This window comes from Sporomusa sp. (assembly GCF_057736855.1).
On sequence record NZ_JBYKYF010000001.1, the window covers coordinates 6,791 to 25,184 of the forward strand.

Genomic DNA, 18,394 nt, shown 5'->3' on the forward strand with positions numbered 1-18,394 from the left:
GTACTCACTGATTACGTACTTTGTCATCTTTAAGGTTATTGACCTAACCACACAAGGGCTAGATGAATCTAAAGGTGTTTTTATCATCTCTGATAATCCGAATGAAATTGCCTCTGCCCTCATGGCTCGCCTAGGCCGGGGCGTAACCATCCTCCAAGGGGAGGGCGGCTATACTGGCGCCCCCAAAAAAGTTCTCTATTCAGTTATTACTAGGCTGGAAATTGCCAAACTCAAAACAATCGTAGAAGAAAAAGACGAAAACGCCTTTGTATCCATCAGCGAAGTGCATGATGTCATGGGCGGCAATTTAAAAAAGAAATCGATCCACTGAGGTTATGTTAAAAACTTGGTTGTGCTAAGTCCCCATAGGACTGGCAGATCGCAACATTCATCTTACACCAAATGTTGTTTAAAAATCAACTCAGGAGAAAAACGCCGCAATCGACAACTCGGAACGTTGTCGATTGCGGCATTTAATTTCTCATGGTGTTCTCAGCCAATAACATATACCTTCACATTTTTTATGCCAAAATCGTAAGCTTTATCTACCGAATCCATAGCAATATCAATCCGGTTGCCTTTGATTGCCCCTCCGGTATCTTCAGCCACCGCATAGTGGCCAGTACCGTCAGGATATTCAATATATACGCGTGAACCCAGCGGGATAACATTCGGATCTACAGCAATAATGCCCGGACGGACAGTAGTACCCATATGGGTTTTATTGCCCCACCGCCCGTTATCATGAGGCCCAGGCGCATAAGCCGTGGCTTTAACATGCAAAACATCTTGATATGTTTCAGGAATGTTTGTGGCTGGCTTTGTAGCCGCCGGAGTAGCCTGAACCTGTTTAGCAACTTTCTTAGACACCGCCGCATTTTCGGTCATAGCTTGTTGCCCATGCGGGTGAGCTTGTTGGCTGTGTTCTGCTGCCTTGGCCTGCTTTCTGGCCAGCTTTTTCAGCGGAGTCTTGCTCTCTGTCTGCACGTTAAACTTGCCTTTTGGCACTTTTACTGAGTGCCCAGCAGTGTCAGACCGCGGGGCTGCATGGGGAGCGGCTGAGGCATGGGCTGTGGCAGATATTCCCGGCAGGAATGCGGATGATACTAACGCAACACCGGCGACCGCGGCTGCAGCTGCCATACGTTTGAGTCTGCGCCGCAACGATTTTCGTTTGCCATGCGCCTTGTGCTTCAATTAAATGCCCTCCTTTTCCCGAATGATTACTTATAGTTTTTGCCAAAAGACAGTTTCAATGCTAAACAGTTTTTAACAAGCATTGTTCTAAGTCATTCACTGTGGAAACAATATAAGTAGGTTTCGCTTGCTTAAGTTCTGCATACCCACCATAACCATAAGTAACTCCAATCGAATCAATTTGGTTATTATTGGCTCCAATAATATCATGTTTGCGGTCTCCCACCATTACAACCTTTTTCCTAGCAACTTTCGGCAGAGTAGCTAAAATATACTCAATAATCTCTGTCTTATTGATACGGGAACCATCAAGATTGCTGCCCACAATGAGACTAAAAAATTTACTCATACCAAAATGCGCAATAATCTGTTCAGAAAAAACCGTTGGCTTAGAAGTAGCAACAATAAGCTGTTTACCTTCAGCAGTTAGCTTGGCAAGCATTTCTTTAATTCCCGGATACACAGCATTTTCAAACATACCTGCCTTAGTAAAGTATTCACGATAATAGCTCACTGCCGTATTAGCTTGTTCGTGAGTGAGCGCATAAAACTCTTGAAAAGATTCGACTAGCGGTGGACCAATAAACGGAATGAGTGTATCTAGGTCAGGCTCATAAATACCAAACTTTTTTAATGCATATTGGACTGATTTAGTAATACCAACCTTGGGATCAGTAAGTGTTCCATCCAAATCAAACAAAATTACTTGATAGCTCATAGTGTAACGACTCCTAGTTAACAATTGATTTTAGAAATGTAAGTTATCGGAAATTCCCTATATCGGATTTGTTCCATGATTTATTGACAAGCCAATAACAAGCTTGCTACAATACTACAATATACATTACTCGCATACTTTGGGAACATTTGCCGCTGGTTACTGCCGGCAACCGTAAATCCCATTGATGACCTGCTACCCTATAAAGGCCTGGCCGAAGTTTCGCTCATATTTTCGGTAAGCAGAGTTTCCCTGTAGGGTCTTTTTATATTTGTTTACTAAAGGTTGACTAGCTGCATAACGGTCCCATTATAAAAGCTAAAGGTCTAAAAAGCAAATGAGTATTAACGTAAATCACACACATTTAGGAGGCTATTATGGAGTTATTAAAACAAAGAATTCAGACCGATGGCCAAATTATTAATGATTCATTAATAAAAGTTGACTCTTTTTTAAACCAGCAGATTGACCCGGAACTTATGGTGAAAATTGGCGAAGAATTCATCAAACGGTTTGAGGGCGAATCGATCACCAAAATATTAACCATTGAATCATCCGGCATTGCCATTGCCGTGATGACCGGCTTACTGCTCAAGGTACCAGTCATTTTTGCCCGTAAGAAAAAGCCCAAGGTAATAAGCGATGATGTATACACAGCTAAAGTCTATTCGTATACGAAGGAAGAATATAACACCATTATGGTATCCAAACAGTTTTTACATAAAGGTGATAACGTATTAATCATCGATGACATTTTAGCCAATGGTGAAGCGGCTGCCGGCTTGGCAGATATTGTGAAACAAGCAGATGCTCATGTAGTAGGTATCGGTATTGTCATTGAAAAATCGTTTCAGCCTGGCGCTCAAAAACTAAATGAGGCTGGCTACCGGGTTGAGTCGTTAGCCCGAATCCAATCATTTAGCAATGGACATGTCAACTTTCTCTAGTCATCCTGTTCGCAAGCCATAAACTGAGCCAGCATCATGCATTTTCCTTTATTGTCAACAAAGCGCTCACCATTAGCCCCTATCACTGGTACAAACCCTGCGCGAGCATACATCGGATTAACCCAAGTATACACCAGTACCGTAAACTTTCCCTGACCGTGATAGGCTTTGATTTGTTCTATGCGCTTTTCAAGCATCAGGGTATTCACGCCACGATGACGCCACTCAGGTAAAACGGTTGCCCAAGATAACTCATATACCGCAAAGGCACACATCGACGGTGACCAAGCCGCTACACCGATAACGCGGTCATCCACAGTAGCAGTAACAAAATGGGCCCGTACATATCCTTCAATATCGCCTTTCAGGCATGCTTTCATTTCGGCCTCAACATACATCAAGCTACTTTCATCCCAACCGCCGCGCTGAAAAACAGCCAGCGCTTCCTCAAATTTATCTGCTGACAAATCAACTATTTTAATATCTTTCATATATTCCCCCCATAACCCAACCAATAAAGAGCCATAATTTTTCCTTTGCACAGGAGAATTATGGCTCTGTTTTCGTTATGCAACTGTATTTTTCCTTTATTTAGCTGCAACAATATTACCAGAATATGAACGAAACACCACAGGTCAGCTCAGCCTGCTACTTCCATCAGCCATGAGACTTAGCTATGTGTAGAGTATAGCATATTCTTATACTATTCCATGAGCTTTCATAGCTTCCGCTACTTTCACAAATCCGGCAATATTGGCACCGGCAACCAGATTATCCTTTAATCCATACTCGGCTGCTGCCTGGCTGGCGGTTCTATAAATATTAATCATCAGAGTTTTGAGTTTTGCATCAACTTCCTCAAAACTCCAGGAAAGCCGCATACTATTTTGCGACATTTCCAAGGCAGAAGTCGCAACTCCACCAGCGTTTGCCGCCTTGGCCGGCCCAAATAGAATCCCATTTTCAAGAAATACTTTAGTTCCCTCCAGATTGGTTGGCATATTCGCTCCTTCAGCAACTACCTTACAGCCGTTACGAACAAGTATTTTGGCATCATTTTCATTGATTTCGTTTTGGGTTGCACATGGCAGTGCGATATCACAGGGAATGGTCCAGATACCTGAGCAACCTTCATAATATGTTGCAGTTGGATGGTATTTTACATATTCATAAATCCGCTTACGTTCAACTTCTTTAATTTGCTTTAATGTCTCCAGATTAATTCCATTAGCATCGTAAACATAACCGTTAGAATCGCTTACCGCCACAACTCTGCCACCATACTCATATATTTTTTCTACAGCATAGATAGCCACATTACCGGAGCCGGATACAAGCACGGTTTTCCCCTCTATTGACATACCTTTTTCTTTCATCATTTCATTAACAAAATATACAAGTCCATAGCCTGTAGCTTCCTTTCTTCCCAGGCTCCCACCATACACCAGGCCTTTTCCGGTTAAAACACCCGCCTCATACGCATTTCTAATCCGTTTGTACTGTCCAAACATATAACCTATTTCCCGCGCACCTACGCCTATGTCCCCGGCAGGCACATCGACGTCTTGCCCAATATGCCGGTAAAGTTCGGTCATAAAACTTTGGCAAAACCGCATAATTTCCATGTCGCTTTTCCCTTTGGGATCAAAATCAGAGCCACCTTTAGCACCGCCAATAGGTAAACCTGTCAATGAATTTTTGAAAGTTTGTTCAAAAGCCAGAAATTTGATAATTCCCTGATATACCGAAGGATGAAAACGTATCCCACCCTTATATGGACCTATCGCACTATTATACTGCACCCTAAATCCTCGATTTACCTGTACATTGCCGGCATCATCCACCCAGGGAACTCTAAATACAATCTGCCGTTCTGGCTCAACTATGCTTTCCACAATGCCCAAAGTAATATACTCAGGATGTTTTTCCAGCACAGGTGTTATGGATTCAAGCACTTCTTTTACCGCCTGATGAAATTCCGGTTCACAGGCATTTCTCCTTACAACCCGTTCATATAACTCTGCACAGTACTTTTTTGCATTGATCGTCATTTCAATTCCCCTCTTCCGCTTCGATATTACCAAGCACAACACATTGCCTATGGCTTAGTCAAGGCAATGATATTTGCATAAAATATGCAAATATCTCATTTTACAAAATTCCCATGTCATTTTTACCATCGCATCATCCCTTTAATTTATGTATAATTATTTATTAAAAATGTAATTACTGTATAATATATACGTACTTTATCACTTTGTCCAGTAGACACCAAAATGTATTTTGTATATTTTTTCAAAAAAGGGGGCGAATATGGAAAAAATTAAGACGCTTTATACAAAGAAAGCGTCTTAATTTTCTGTATTATTATTCATGTTTAATGTAAATAAATATATTCTTATGAAATCAGATTTTACCTTTTTACTGCAATTGCAGTTCCTGTGGTAGGTATCGAGCAGTTTCTGCATTAATTGAATGTGGATACTGCCTACGGCTAGCGGCATAACGAATACCGGCAAACTCAGCCAAATCCCGGTCTACGGTTACTAAGTCACTGCGATTTAAGGCTGCTAATGCTTGTTTACCAACAGCCTGAGCGGCAAGCTGCATTTCCACAGTGCAGGACTTTAAGAAATTTGCCAAATGATTCGCGGCCAAGTCTACGTCAAGTTTATCGGTCATCTTTCCAGTATACATTGCCATTTGGGTAGGCGGAGCCTGTGGCAAGGTCTTGAGCATCTGCGCCTGCATAGCTGCCATTAGGGCAATGGTTCCAATATATACAGCGTCAGCACCCAACGCCAATGCTTTAAGAAAATGCCCTGGGGTGGTTAGTCCGCCTGCGACAATAAGGCTAAACCTTGATCTAAGATTGTTTTCCTCCAACCAATCCACAGTACGTACAAGCGTATGGAACGTAGGTAGACCTACATTATCCTGTAAGGTGGGATTAGACGCAGCCGTACCACCTTCTGAACCATCGACAACAATATAATCAGCCTGGGTTTGAGCAATAACCGCCAGTTCGTATTCAATGTAATCAGTTCCTGCGATTTTTACGCCTATTGGCACATCATATTGGGCTTTCATTTCGTTTACCATCGTAATATAGTCTTGCTGTGTTTGTTTGTCAGGCATTCGTGCATAGACAGTGTTCCCTTGTCCTTCTTCCAGGTGCCACGCTTCCCGCAAGTGCCGCCCAATTTTCTCAGCTTTCATCGGTTCATCTACAGCTCCACCCCAGGCCCCCTGTCCTAATTGAATCTCAATCGCGTCCACCCTGCCTAGTTGCTCCCGGCCGCTTAATTGACCGCCACGGTGATACTGGCCTATCAGATACTTAGCGGCTTCCCGCTCTTCATCAGTTACTGCCGATTCCCCGGTATTTGTCGATGTTCCAGCCAAGGCAGCCCCTTTGGCTAAGGCCACTTTTATCGGCAAACTTAAAGAGCCACCATAGGACATGCCTGTAATCATAATGGGGATATCTAGTTGCAAGGGACGCTTGGCAGTGGGACCGATCACGGTTTTAGTATCGACCTGTTGATAGTCAGGGTAAGGTAATTGAAATAGCTGTTTGGGGTTAAGCAGTAATTTATCCCATGGCGACAACACGATCGGACTTCCCAAAGGCCTAGTTAGCTCAGTACCCAGTTCGGCCCGCATGGCGGCCTCTATCATCGCACGTGGTGACAATTTTTCTGCTACCGTTACCATAAGAAATGGATTATCCGGATAGTCCTCGGTAAACATTTTCGCCATGGCCTCATCAGCCATAGGGTCCATCAATTTCATCGTCAGCCAGCTTAACAGCATGGGTATCACCTCCGTTTTTTCTCTCAGATAGTTTACCCACTTTATCCATATTTGTTGTAAAAACAACAAATATATAAAACAAATACAAAACCCCCAATAACCTGCACAGGCTACTGGGGGACTTAATTACAACACGAATTAATTCTTCTGCCGCTTCTTGATCGCCATTACAATGGGTACCGTTATCGCGGTGGCAATAATTGCCTCTGGAACTCCATTTACTAAGGCAATACTGTAAATCACCTGTGCTGCAGCCTCTAGGCTAATGCCCCGGGCGGCAGCAAATTGAGCAGCATATAAGACATATATCATGGTCAGCACACCGAAAGTGTTAGTAAGCGAGCCTACTACGGCCCCTACACCGATACGAACGGCTTCCCGCTTACTCCGCGTCCACTTATAGGCATAATATGCGGTAACACCAATGAGTACACGCGGCAACACCGAAACTAGCGGATTTATAAATGCAAAGGAAAGGATATTAGGTGCAGTTATACTCTGAATAATACTAAACAAACCAAATAATAAGCCAATCATGGCACCGACCAGCGGCCCTTCTAAAATGGCCCCAATGATAACCGGGATTTGCATAATAGTGGCTTTAGCTGTGGGAAGCGGGATAAAACCAAAACCTGATAACCCCAGCATAATTGAGACAGCGGCCAGCATACCAATAATGGCAATCTGACGTACACCAAACTTGCTTACCGACTTTAAAGATTGGGTTTTTTCCATTTTTACATTACCTCCGTTCTTATTCCTCACAGGATATAAGTCGTTATTTTTTGAGCTCACCCATCTGCCAGTCTAGTTTCCAATGAATACCAGCTATCATGGCAGCATAGTTTTGCCCGCTTACATGTTACCACATTTAAAATAAATTTTATATAGTTTTTTTATTCAATAATTAAAGGCGGAATTTTTTGATGATAATGACAAAACAGACGGCCGCCAGAACCAGCTAGCGACCGCCTGTTTATTACCCCTTTAATAAAAAAGCAAAAAGTTTGTAGTTATAATTACAATTAAAGCACCTACCATGGGAATAGCCGTGCGTTTTACCAAATCAAACGGCGACACGCCCCCCATGCTTGAGGAAACTACAATAACTGCAGTAATCGGTGAAATTGCCCGGGCAGCACTTGCGGCAAAATGCATTGGCAGCAACATAACCACTGGTGCCACTGACATTTTTGCCGCAACCGTCGGGGTTAAGGCTGCAAACGCAAAAAACGGGGCATTGCCGGAGCCCATAACCACAGAAGCAACCGCAATAATACCTACCATTACCAAAATCATACCGGCAGCACCAAAACCGGAAGTCTGGGCAGAAGCAATAATCGAATCAATGGTGCCAATGGTCATAAGTCCCTTGGCAAAAGTCTCACCAGCCACGATTAAGGTAATAACATTTGCCATTTGCATACCCAGACCATCAAAAAACGATTGGATATCGCCAAAAACCTTTTTGCCATCCCGGTGGCGAATATATTCAAAAATCATACCAATAGCTACACCAATAAACATGGCCTTAATAATATCCATTTTAATCCAGCTAATCCACAGACTGCTAAAAACCAGAATAAGCACCAGCGGCAGTGCCGGCAATATGGCATAAATCATTGGCGGAGTATTCTCGTCAGTATCTGCTTGTGCCAGTTCTGTTACCTGAACAACATGGCCATCGCGCTTATCAAGCCATTTTTGCACAAAATAATGCAGTACTGCCACAATAGGTATTACGACCATAGCAATGGGAATCTGGTAATTAGTCCAGTATAAAACTGGATCAATTCCCGCAGTAGTGGCTGACAAAATAGTCCCCGTATCACTAGGGCTCCAGTCCAAACAGAGTGTAGTGGCAATAACCGCCGTGGCCGATAGTCGGCTTACACCAAGGCTAATCAGTACGGGGAAAACGGTAACCATAAGCAGCATGGCCAAACCGGAAGCGCTGTTAATACACAGACCCAAAAACATACCAACCACCCACGCACCAGCCATAACCAGATAGGGAGAACGCAATGCCAACAGCGGTCTAATTGTAAGCTTAACAAGGGCCTTACTGGCACCTATATGATCCATATAACGGGCAAAGCCGCCAACGGCCATAATATTTAGGCCAAGACCGGCCGCTCGTGAACTCATGGTCTGCTTAATAAATTCAAACGCATCAAACAATACCGAACCAGTGCTGCTCTTCTCCGGTAAAATTTGTCCAAGCCCCAGGGCAACACCCGCAAACATAAGGATTAAACCAGCCATAAACAGAACTGGCTGTGGTTTATACTTTTTGACTATCAAAAAACCGACCCAAAACGTAACAAGTAAAGAAATCACAATTCCCATAAGTTTACCTCCTAATTAAAAATTATGCCTGATTAACTAAAATCCCAAAAGCAATTCCCCCTTTCGATGTAGAATGTGCTTTAATTACACGATAAAATCCAGCAAAATAATCCTCCAAAGGAAGGCTTATTTTGCTGGATTTTGTTTACGAATGCGCATGCGCAAATAAACAAAACAAAATTTTCTCGATATACGGCTTCTAATTGAGCTCTGTTTATATTATCTAGCTATTTATTCGCGAAGCCGGTTAATTTTCCTTGTACTAACAATCGATTTTCTTTAAAAGGCTTACTATGACATCATGACAAGCAGTCAATCTTATTTAATTAGCTCGGGGTTTAGAACCTGGAATCAGCCAAAGAATGATAGTAGCAAAACGATCAAAAAACGGCAGTACAAGCAACGAAGATAACACGTTAAAAAAAGTATGAATAGCAGCTACCTGACCGCTAACATCAGAGGTACACCACCCCGCAGCAGCAACCAGCAACCCCGTTACCGGGAAAAAAAACACAACTCCCGCTATATTCAATAAAATGTGTGACAGCGCTACCTGCCTGGCGGCCGCTGGTGCAGCTGCACTAAAAACAACAGAAGATACACAAGAACCAATATTGTTACCATAAACCACATAAGCGGCAGTATGAATATCAACAAGCCCTCTATCTGTCATCAGCATTAACAGTGCAGTTGCGGCGCTGCTGGACTGGAATACCAATGTCGCCAGCACACCACCCCAAATACCATACAGAGGCTGCTCCCGGGCCATGATCAAATACTGACTTACAGCCTGAAACTGCGTTAATGCCGAAATACCGCTAACCAGCAAATCAACGCCGACCAACATACTAAGCAGGCCAGTACCCGCTATACCTACATATCTTAATTTTTTAAAAACACATAATAAACAGGAAAACAGTAATAACGGCAACAAATACTCCAGTGGCACATCCATATTTACCAACTGCACGGTAGAGCAAGTGCCGATATTGGCTCCAAGCACAATCCCCAGCGCTTGACGAAACGTCATATAGTCGGCACTAACAAGCCCAATGGTGATTAAACAGACGGTAGTACTGCTCTGTAGTAAAGCCGCTGCAATGGTTCCCAACACAAGACCGCGCCAGGGAGTCTTTGTCAATCTGGTTAGCACGACATGTAATTGATGCCATAAGGCTTTCTTTAAACCATAACGCATGGTAAAAATACCGCCCAATAACATACTTATTCCCAGCAAGACATGGTTCATGCTCTCTCCCCCTAGACATAGTTACCTCTAATACCATATGTCCGGGGAAAGTACGATATGAAATTCAATCAAGATTTTTCTATTAACCTGTTCCTTTGCTACTCATGCCTTAGGCCAGTGAAGCCTAAATCCCAGACATATCGTCCACATTGGCAGTGATTGTGAGCCTTCAATATAATAGTAACCCTGAAAAAAATATAAGAAAGTTATATTTGATATCAAAATAAGTAAAGAGACTGCTTCATTGCCTACTCACCTGATCGGTAAGATCCTTCATAGCAAGCGGCAGCAAAGCAATCTCTCTTGTCTTATGGTATAGCTTTCCTCAATTGATTATGCGCCAATACCAGGTTTATTACCATATGCCTCAGTACCACCGACACTCGTTGTAACCAGTCTGGCAATAACCAAATCTCCAGACACATTCAATGTGGTTCTGCACATATCAAGGAAGCGGTCCACCCCTAGTATCAGACCAATTCCTTCTGCTGGTATACCTACTTGGATCATAAGTACCACAATTAACGGTAGCGAACCACCCGGCACACCGGCCGTACCTACACCAGCCAATACCGACATCAGTACCACTACAATCTGGCTTTCCAGCGACAAATTAATACCATATACCTGTGCCAAAAATAATACGGTTACCCCTTCGAATAAGGCCGACCCGTTCTGATTGGCCGAAGCACCAATAGTCAAAACAAAACGAGCTATTTGGGGCGGCAGTTTTAATACCTTTTCGGCAGTTTCTAACGCTATCGGCAAGGTTGCATTTGAGGAAGCCGTAGAAAATGCATAGACATACACTTCTTTGCACGCCTTAAAAAACTCCCAAGGAGATACTCTGCCAAACAACTTAAGAGCTACAGTATAAACAACAAACTGTTGAATCAAAAGACCAAGAACAACAACGCCAGCGTAAAATGCCAAGTTTTGTAAGAATCCAGCCCCTAACTTATAGGCGGTATTAAACACAATGCCAAAAATACCAAATGGAGCTAATTTCATAGCAAAATCAATAACTTTAAGAGCAGTCGCAAATACAGTATTCAGCACCCCTATGAATGGATTGTTTTCTTCTTTAACAACCAAGCTTAGGGCATAGCCAAAAATCAACGAAAAGAACATTAACGCAATAATCTCACCCGAAAAGGCTCTTACGGCTGCATCCAGCGGATTTTGCGGCAGCAATTCCACGATGTATTGATACCATGTTTTATTTTGTACTGCCTGAACATTTTTTTGAATGGTAAGAACACCCTGATTTGAAGCCAATGCCTCATGATCAATAGTAATACCAGCGCCAGGCTGGAAAAAACCAGTCAAGCCAACAGCGACCAGTACTGCTATAAAGCTTAAAAGCAGCGTATACCCAATCGACGTGGTAGCAACCTTCCCCAACCCACGTCCTTTTCCTAATTCATAAACCCCCAGCATCAAAGCTGAAACTAACAGCGGAATAACCACCATAAAAATGAGTTTAAGAAAAACAGCACCAGTAAGTGTGCATATTTCGCTGAAAGTTTTCATAAACGGGTACTCTTTCGTCGGTAAAACATAATAAGCAAATAACCCACTAATAACGCCCAAAATAAAACCTAGCAAAAGTTTTTGATGTTGCTTCATACTTATCCCCCCTACCATTTCTTAATTCTGAAATCCAACTAGCCAGACAATATTTTCCGACTCCCCCTTCTATTTTTATTTTGCTGGGAACCAATCTGCCTGTTGTCCATTAGGCTCTCCCAGCTTAGAAACTAAAGTACTAATCACAAATTAATCCCACAGATTAATCCTTTTTGTGCACGCATTTCCATTATACGTAAAAACTCCTTAAATTTACATATATTTGGAATAAATATACAATATACAATACACATATGCAGAGATAAATAAAAAGAAAGTACTTGCAGCGCATACTGCAAGTACTCATTCACCTATTATTCAGGCTGTCCTTTATGTCCAGGCCTAGGACCATGGCCTTCGTGCATAGGACCTTTGCCGTTTATCATGTCATCCACATGTTGAGCCATACTTCCCTTCATTTTTTCAGCTTGTTCTGGCGACAGTCGGCCTTCCTGTACTCCTTTTTCAATTCGCTTAGTCATTTCTTCAATGATAAGATCTTTCAATTGTTGTTCAGACACACCATGTTCCTTAGCAATAGTTACTAATGTTTTTCCGGCCTTCAGCTCAGTTTTGAGAGTTTCGGCATCAATATTGAGCAGTGCTAAGAGTTGAGGATTATCAAACGGCGCATGCCCTTTCATATGCCCTGGTCCCCTATGCATTGGCATTTTCCCGTTGATCATGTCCGCTACCCGCGAAGGGATATCGGCCTTCATTTTCTCAGCTTGTTCTTTCGTCAGCTTACCTGATTTGACCCCTTCGTCAAGTCGCTTAGTGATTTGTTCTGTTAAGAAATTTTTGAGTGACTGCTCAGATATTCCCTGCTCTTTCGCAATAGTCGCTAAGGTTTTGCCCTCCTTTATGGCGGCTCGGAAATTGGTTTCATCGATTTTAAGAAAAGCCAGTAGCTTACTATGGTTTTCTTTAAAACCTTTCATGTCCCGTTTATCTGCCTTGCAGGTAATTTGGTGCCGGTTACCATCGGCTGTATCTTTCTGGTCGGCAGTAACTGCAGCCATAGCAATACCATTGACCGTAAGCATGGCAGCAATGCCAAGTGCCATATACCACTTTTTTCTATTATTCATAATCCATCAACCATCCTCTCATTACCATTTTTTTCTGAACTTATGATTGTATTATGAACTACCAATTTTATAATTTTATTAGAAAATACCCCAATATTTAACTTTTTTAGAGAAAAAACGAACTGCTTCCTGTAGTCAAGAGAGTAAATTGAAATTAATATTCTCCTATAGACATGACAACGGCAGCGACCTTCGGGCTACACCACCCTAACGATTCTTGGGTGCATTCCGTATTAGCGACTTTCTTAATAAGTAACCTGTGCCTAAAATTTAATTTGTTCGATCCATTCGACTTATCGATATTTTTTAGGCAGTGCCCGTAATTCTAGCTTTTTTCCCCTGCGGCATTAAGGCAATTACGCACTTTTTCCCGTTTGTGCCAGTTCAAAAAAAACCACCCCGCCTAACACCACAAGTACCCCGCCAGTAACGAGGAAAACCGGCTGAATGCCGATCCAGGAACTAATCACCCCGCCAATAAGTGGCCCAGTCATCGAACCAAGGTGGTTGGCTGTTGTCGTCAGACCAAATACTCGCCCCCGAAAATCCGAATCTGTGCAAGAAACAGCAATGGTGTTAATAGCAGGAAACACACCAACAACAAATAACCCATACAAGAATTGCAGTACACAAAACTGGCAAATAGTGGTTGTGAAATATTGTGTAAAACTAAACAAACCGGCACCTAAAAAAGCAATAATTAAGACTTTGATAAAACCCAGCCACTGGCCAATGCGTCCCCATAACGGTGCAGCGATGGCACCGGCAATGCCCGCCAAGCTGTAAACAATTCCGGCTGTCAATGCAGCCCCTTCGACCTTTCCCTGCAACTCAGCGATATATAGCGCAATTAATGGCTGCAACAACATAGCGACAGTTTGCACTGCAAACAGCAGACACAGCAGTTGAACTAACTCACGATTAGCCAATGCGGTCCTCAAATCATCCAGCATACTGCCGTCTTGTACAGCAGTTACGTTATGCTCCGGTTCTTTCACCACCAGTCCAGCCATAACGGTTCCCCCAAAAATAATCGCCGCGGCAATAACAAAAGAAAATCGCATACCAAAAATATGCGACAAGCTTCCTCCCAGCAAAGGACCAATAATACCGCCAATCAGCAATGTTGTTTGCATAATTCCCAGGCTAAATCCCATATGCTGGCTTGGCGTAGAAGCCGCTACAATGGCCATAGCTGCCGGCACAAAACCGCTGGCAACCCCTTGCAGCAGTCTAACAATTAACAAATCCATGGGGTTTCTTACCAAGAACCCCAAAAAATATACAACAGCCAAACTAAAGCCCGCACGCAGCAGCATGCGTCGCCGTCCGCTTTTGTCAGCACACCGCCCCCAATATGGAGCCAACATCGCTGACAACAAAAAGGAACTGGAAAGCACCAGTCCTGACCACACATTTACATTCTCCGGACTTGCGCCAATATCCAAAAGATATAAAGGCAAAAAAGGTACCAGCATGGTATAGCTGGCACCCGACAGCATCACAGCCAAAGCTAATGTCCAAAGATTCTTACGCCAATTCAACTACAGGACTCCCTTCATAATCCATTGATACACCTATTTTCCCTGTTGGTAGCCAGAAAATCTCCATCTGGTTACCCCAGTAATTAGTAAGTTTTTTTGACTTCAATATTATAAGCTTTGAGTTTACGATACAAGGTACTGCGATCAATACCGAGCATTTGCGCTGTGCGTGAAATATTGGAATTGCATTTTTCTAAAGCAGCTACAATGGCGGCTACTTCTGGTCTCATAACAGTCACGGTAGTATCTGGGGTAATATCCTCCCGATCATCCCAGTATTGGTTCACTACATCGACAGTTATTCGCTGCTCGCTGCAAATAATAATTAAACGCTCCATAAAATACATTAATTCCCGAACGTTTCCCGGCCAGTCATACTTCTCTAAATACCGGTATACGGCCGGTACTATTTCCACTTGTTTATTGTATTTGGCCATAAACCGCTGAGCAAAATACTGTGCCAAACACACAACATCACCGCTCCTTTTCCTTAGCGGCGTCAAGTTCAAGGTCAATACTTTAAACCGATAAAACAAATCTTGGCGAAATTGCCCTTCTTTAACCAATTTAGCCAAATTTTTATTGGTGGCCGCGATAATCCTGACATCTATCGGAATATATTTATCATCCCCCAGCCGCATTACCTGGCGTTCCTGCAACACTCTTAGCAGGCGGCTCTGCCCATACTTATCCATTTCCGATATTTCGTCAAGGAAAATTGTGCCACGATGAGCCATTTCAAACAGTCCCGGCTTCCCCTTTTTCGTCGCACCAGTAAAAGCCCCTTCCACATAGCCAAATAGCTCACTTTCTAATAAATTTGCCGGTAATGCTGCGCAGTTAACAGCAACAAACGGCCCGTGTCTGCGGCAACTTTCATTATGGATACTTTGCGCAAACAACTCCTTACCAGTTCCTGATTCGCCAAAAATCAATACTGTGGCATTATCGACCTGGGCCATCTCCCTGGCAATTCGTTTTGTTTCTGTTATCTGCGGCGAATTGCCGATAATATCGTCAAACCGATATTTAGCAACAAATCTTCTGGCTACCACCTGATTACGAATTTTGGCCTCAAGTTCCTGAATGTGCGTAATATCTTGAAACGTAATGATTGCCCCTGTTAGCTGTCCGTCAACAAGTACAGGCGCAATGTTATAGGTAATCCAACTGCTGCCATATTGCATAGTTTGACCGGTAATATGTTTCTGATTGGTAAAACAAAGGTCTACCTCCATACCGCTTAAAACCTGATCAATGGGTTTTCCGACAATCTCCCTGGCAGAAATTTTCAGCAGTTTCTCGGCAGCCGGATTAAAAACCTCCACTATTTTCTGTTGATTAATACTAATGATACCTTCCAATGAATAATCTGCTAAGGCAATAAATTTTTGTGCTTGTTCTTTTTCCATTTTCCTTGCCAAAATAATCTTCTCAGCTTCAGCAAAAGCCGTTCTGATGGAAAATTCCCCAGACCGGATTAAAATGCTTTTTAGGCCTTTTTTGGCTGCTAAGGTCACTGTTTTTATACCACCAGCAACAATGTCGGCATCAGATTTAGCAACTTTTTCGATGGTGATAGGAATATCATCACTTGTCTCCAGTCGATAAATGGTCAAATTGATGCCCAGTATCGCCGAAAGACTTTCAATATCATAAATCATGTTATCAAAAGCTACCATCGCCAATTTAGGACGAGGCAACGCAGTAATTTTCTTAGCTTCATAAAAAGCATGCGCTAAGTCCTGGCCGCTAATCGGGATTTCAACAACCGGAATTTGAATGTTTGATTTAATAATAACACTGGCTGTACCGCCCCGGCTGATGATAACCGAAACATTTTGCTGCTCTAACCTTTTAGCTAGGCGAATAGCCCGTTTTAATCTTGCTAAATAGATATCCACACGGTTTACTATTCCAAGTTCGCGTATGATCTTCTGCCCTTGCAAAAACAATTGTTTATCAGGAGCAATAAATGCTATTTTAGCCATACTGCAACTCCTTGTTAAAAATACGTATTATTATCATTCTAACGCAACTTTTGCAACAAAACAACAACACTTGTTGTATTACTTGCTTTACCATGCCCGAAATTGCAGCATTTCTCATTTGGCATAATTATTGCAGGGAATAGTTGTAGCAGAAAAACAAAATTTTAAAACTTTTCGCTAACAAAGTAAAATTATCTAAATATTCAATACTTGTAAAAGGAGAATTTCGCTATGTCTACTTTCAAAGAAACACCGCTGTACATCAAGGTACACGCAGCAGACAATGTCGCCATCATTGTTAATACCGGCGGATTGCCTGAAGGCACAGTATTTCCCTGCGGTCTTGTACTAAAAGAGCATGTTCCCCAAGGCCATAAAGTGGCTTTGACTGACCTGGCACAAGGAGAAGCCATTATCCGTTATGGTGAAATTATTGGCTATGCCGTTCGCCCTATTGCCAAAGGCAGCTGGATTGAAGAATCTTTGGTAGTATTACCCACGCCTCCTGAACTAGATGAATTGCCGCTGGCCACCAAAGTCCCCGCGGCTCTGCCCCCGCTGGGAGGCTATACTTTCGAAGGCTTCCGCAACGAAGATGGCAGTGTCGCTACTAAAAACCTGCTTGGTATCATTACCAGCGTGCAATGTGTTGCCGGGGTTGTCAATTATGCAGTCAAAAAGATCAAAGCTGAGCTCTTGCCTAAATATCCTAATGTGGATGATGTAGTGGCCGTAAATCATAATTACGGCTGTGGTGTGGCCATTAATGCCCCAGAGGCTGTTGTCCCCATTCGCACCATACGCAACCTGGCCCTTCACCCGAACTTTGGTGGGCAAGTCATGGTAGTTGGTTTAGGGTGTGAAAAACTGCTGCCAGAACAAGTTATCCCTGACAAATCCAATATCCTGGTACTACAAGAGCAGCAAGGGTTCAGTAAAATGGTTGACGCAATTCTTAACATGGCAGAAGAACGGTTAATAAAATTAAATCAGCGTAAGCGTGTTACTTGCCCGGTTTCCGATCTGGTTATTGGTCTACAGTGCGGCGGCAGTGATGCCTTTTCCGGTGTTACCGCTAATCCGGCCGTAGGCTATGCCGCAGATTTACTGGTACGCGCGGGGGCAACTGTCATGTTTTCCGAAGTTACTGAAGTCCGAGATGCTATTCATTTGCTTACTCCGCGGGCTGTAAATGAAGAAGTGGGCCGTGCGCTGATACGTGAAATGAAATATTATGACCGATATCTAGCCTTAGGCGAAGCCGACCGCAGCGCCAATCCAGCTCCTGGCAACAAAAAAGGCGGTCTAGCTAATATTGTCGAAAAAGCCCTTGGTTCTATCGCAAAATCTGGAACAAGCGCCATTCATGGCGTGTTGTCACCTGGCGAAAAGGCTACGCAAAAAGGTCTGATTTATGCTGCGACACCGGCCAGTGATTTTATCTGTGGAACCTTACAACTAGCTTCAGGCATCCATGTACAAGTCTTTACTACTGGTCGCGGAACCCCGTATGGCTTGGCAATGGCACCAGTAATCAAAGTATCCACCCGCAATTCATTAACAGAACAATGGCCTGATATTATGGATGTAAATGCCGGAAGTATTGCTACCGGCGAAGCTACTATTGAAGAAGTAGGTTGGGAAATTTTCCGCCTTATATTAGACGTTGCCAGCGGCCGCAAGCAAACTTGGGCCGATCATTGGGGCCTTCACAATGATCTCTGCTTGTTTAATCCTGCGCCAGTAACCTGATTTACTCACATTGTTCTTTATTATGAGTAATGTTACAATAGAAAGTAACATCATATGTGTAACACTCTTATCCTCGGATATGAGGGTTACACTACAATAATAATAATAATA

General features: G+C 43.0%; 16 protein-coding genes. 3 read left to right on the forward strand and 13 right to left on the reverse strand.

The window, feature by feature from the left end:
- Positions 1-331 (forward strand): YitT family protein (locus tag AC29Z1_RS00030; RefSeq protein ID WP_488269403.1); only part of this gene is annotated, 331 nt, incomplete at its 5' end.
- Between the two features lie 161 nt (positions 332-492).
- Here the strand turns inward: AC29Z1_RS00030 and AC29Z1_RS00035 are convergent.
- Both AC29Z1_RS00035 and AC29Z1_RS00040 read right to left on the reverse strand, forming a co-directional pair.
- Positions 493-1,197 (reverse strand): 3D domain-containing protein, encoded by a 705-nt coding sequence (locus AC29Z1_RS00035; RefSeq protein WP_488269404.1) that lies wholly within the window; start codon positions 1,195-1,197, stop codon positions 493-495.
- A 61-nt stretch (positions 1,198-1,258) separates the two neighbouring features.
- Positions 1,259-1,915 carry an HAD family hydrolase gene (locus AC29Z1_RS00040; RefSeq protein WP_488269405.1) on the reverse strand — a complete coding sequence of 219 codons (657 nt, stop codon included), beginning with the start codon at positions 1,913-1,915 and terminating at the stop codon, positions 1,259-1,261.
- A 377-nt stretch (positions 1,916-2,292) separates the two neighbouring features.
- Here AC29Z1_RS00040 and AC29Z1_RS00045 point away from each other — a divergent pair, with 377 nt between their 5' ends.
- Positions 2,293-2,862, forward strand: a complete 570-nt coding sequence (locus AC29Z1_RS00045) for a xanthine phosphoribosyltransferase (protein ID WP_488269406.1) — start codon at positions 2,293-2,295, stop codon at positions 2,860-2,862.
- Here the strand turns inward: AC29Z1_RS00045 and AC29Z1_RS00050 are convergent.
- The 11 genes from AC29Z1_RS00050 to AC29Z1_RS00100 all read right to left on the reverse strand — a co-directional run bounded on the left by AC29Z1_RS00050 (position 2,859) and on the right by AC29Z1_RS00100 (position 16,531).
- The gene (locus tag AC29Z1_RS00050) at positions 2,859-3,353 is read right to left on the reverse strand and encodes a GNAT family N-acetyltransferase (RefSeq protein WP_488269407.1); all 495 of its coding nucleotides are present in this window, start codon (positions 3,351-3,353) and stop codon (positions 2,859-2,861) included. The genes AC29Z1_RS00045 and AC29Z1_RS00050 overlap by 4 nt on opposite strands.
- A gap of 207 nt (positions 3,354-3,560) precedes the next feature.
- A complete protein-coding gene (gene gdhA, locus AC29Z1_RS00055) occupies positions 3,561-4,913 on the reverse strand; it encodes an NADP-specific glutamate dehydrogenase (RefSeq protein WP_488269408.1) in 1,353 nt (450 codons plus the stop codon).
- A gap of 370 nt (positions 4,914-5,283) precedes the next feature.
- On the reverse strand, positions 5,284-6,678 hold the full coding sequence (locus AC29Z1_RS00060) for an FMN-binding glutamate synthase family protein (protein WP_488269409.1): 1,395 nt from the start codon (positions 6,676-6,678) through the stop codon (positions 5,284-5,286).
- Positions 6,632-6,760, reverse strand: a complete 129-nt coding sequence (locus AC29Z1_RS00065; protein ID WP_488269410.1) for a hypothetical protein — start codon at positions 6,758-6,760, stop codon at positions 6,632-6,634. Before AC29Z1_RS00065 ends, AC29Z1_RS00060 begins: the two co-directional genes overlap by 47 nt.
- A gap of 56 nt (positions 6,761-6,816) precedes the next feature.
- Complete coding sequence (locus AC29Z1_RS00070) at positions 6,817-7,413, reverse strand: ECF transporter S component (RefSeq protein ID WP_488269411.1); 597 nt, start codon at positions 7,411-7,413, stop codon at positions 6,817-6,819.
- Between the two features lie 252 nt (positions 7,414-7,665).
- Entirely contained in the window at positions 7,666-9,027 is a 1,362-nt protein-coding gene (gene dcuC, locus AC29Z1_RS00075) for a C4-dicarboxylate transporter DcuC (protein WP_488269412.1), read from the reverse strand.
- A 322-nt stretch (positions 9,028-9,349) separates the two neighbouring features.
- Complete coding sequence (locus AC29Z1_RS00080) at positions 9,350-10,276, reverse strand: Na/Pi cotransporter family protein (protein ID WP_488269413.1); 927 nt, start codon at positions 10,274-10,276, stop codon at positions 9,350-9,352.
- A 333-nt stretch (positions 10,277-10,609) separates the two neighbouring features.
- Positions 10,610-11,905 (reverse strand): dicarboxylate/amino acid:cation symporter, encoded by a 1,296-nt coding sequence (locus AC29Z1_RS00085; RefSeq protein ID WP_488269414.1) that lies wholly within the window; start codon positions 11,903-11,905, stop codon positions 10,610-10,612.
- 314 nt (positions 11,906-12,219) lie between these two features.
- The gene (locus tag AC29Z1_RS00090; protein WP_488269415.1) at positions 12,220-12,996 is read right to left on the reverse strand and encodes a LysM peptidoglycan-binding domain-containing protein; all 777 of its coding nucleotides are present in this window, start codon (positions 12,994-12,996) and stop codon (positions 12,220-12,222) included.
- 356 nt (positions 12,997-13,352) lie between these two features.
- Complete coding sequence (locus tag AC29Z1_RS00095; RefSeq protein ID WP_488269416.1) at positions 13,353-14,540, reverse strand: MFS transporter; 1,188 nt, start codon at positions 14,538-14,540, stop codon at positions 13,353-13,355.
- An 83-nt stretch (positions 14,541-14,623) separates the two neighbouring features.
- Positions 14,624-16,531 (reverse strand): sigma 54-interacting transcriptional regulator, encoded by a 1,908-nt coding sequence (locus AC29Z1_RS00100; RefSeq protein WP_488269417.1) that lies wholly within the window; start codon positions 16,529-16,531, stop codon positions 14,624-14,626.
- A gap of 231 nt (positions 16,532-16,762) precedes the next feature.
- On the opposite strand from AC29Z1_RS00100, the gene garD reads away from it, so the two are divergent.
- A complete protein-coding gene (gene garD / locus AC29Z1_RS00105; RefSeq protein WP_488269418.1) occupies positions 16,763-18,283 on the forward strand; it encodes a galactarate dehydratase in 1,521 nt (506 codons plus the stop codon).
- Positions 18,284-18,394: the final 111 nt, after the last annotated feature.

What these genes read in the sequence shown, in the direction of transcription:
- AC29Z1_RS00040 (WP_488269405.1), bottom strand. Translation starts at nt 1,915, where the DNA reads ATGAGCTATCAAGTAATTTTGTTTGATTTGGATGGAACACTTACTGAT.
- AC29Z1_RS00045 (WP_488269406.1), top strand. Translation starts at nt 2,293, where the DNA reads ATGGAGTTATTAAAACAAAGAATTCAGACCGATGGCCAAATTATTAAT.
- AC29Z1_RS00050 (WP_488269407.1), bottom strand. Translation starts at nt 3,353, where the DNA reads ATGAAAGATATTAAAATAGTTGATTTGTCAGCAGATAAATTTGAGGAA.
- gdhA (WP_488269408.1), bottom strand. Translation starts at nt 4,913, where the DNA reads ATGACGATCAATGCAAAAAAGTACTGTGCAGAGTTATATGAACGGGTT.
- AC29Z1_RS00060 (WP_488269409.1), bottom strand. Translation starts at nt 6,678, where the DNA reads ATGCTGTTAAGCTGGCTGACGATGAAATTGATGGACCCTATGGCTGAT.
- AC29Z1_RS00070 (WP_488269411.1), bottom strand. Translation starts at nt 7,413, where the DNA reads ATGGAAAAAACCCAATCTTTAAAGTCGGTAAGCAAGTTTGGTGTACGT.
- dcuC (WP_488269412.1), bottom strand. Translation starts at nt 9,027, where the DNA reads ATGGGAATTGTGATTTCTTTACTTGTTACGTTTTGGGTCGGTTTTTTG.
- AC29Z1_RS00080 (WP_488269413.1), bottom strand. Translation starts at nt 10,276, where the DNA reads ATGAACCATGTCTTGCTGGGAATAAGTATGTTATTGGGCGGTATTTTT.
- AC29Z1_RS00085 (WP_488269414.1), bottom strand. Translation starts at nt 11,905, where the DNA reads ATGAAGCAACATCAAAAACTTTTGCTAGGTTTTATTTTGGGCGTTATT.
- AC29Z1_RS00090 (WP_488269415.1), bottom strand. Translation starts at nt 12,996, where the DNA reads ATGAATAATAGAAAAAAGTGGTATATGGCACTTGGCATTGCTGCCATG.
- AC29Z1_RS00100 (WP_488269417.1), bottom strand. Translation starts at nt 16,531, where the DNA reads ATGGCTAAAATAGCATTTATTGCTCCTGATAAACAATTGTTTTTGCAA.
- garD (WP_488269418.1), top strand. Translation starts at nt 16,763, where the DNA reads ATGTCTACTTTCAAAGAAACACCGCTGTACATCAAGGTACACGCAGCA.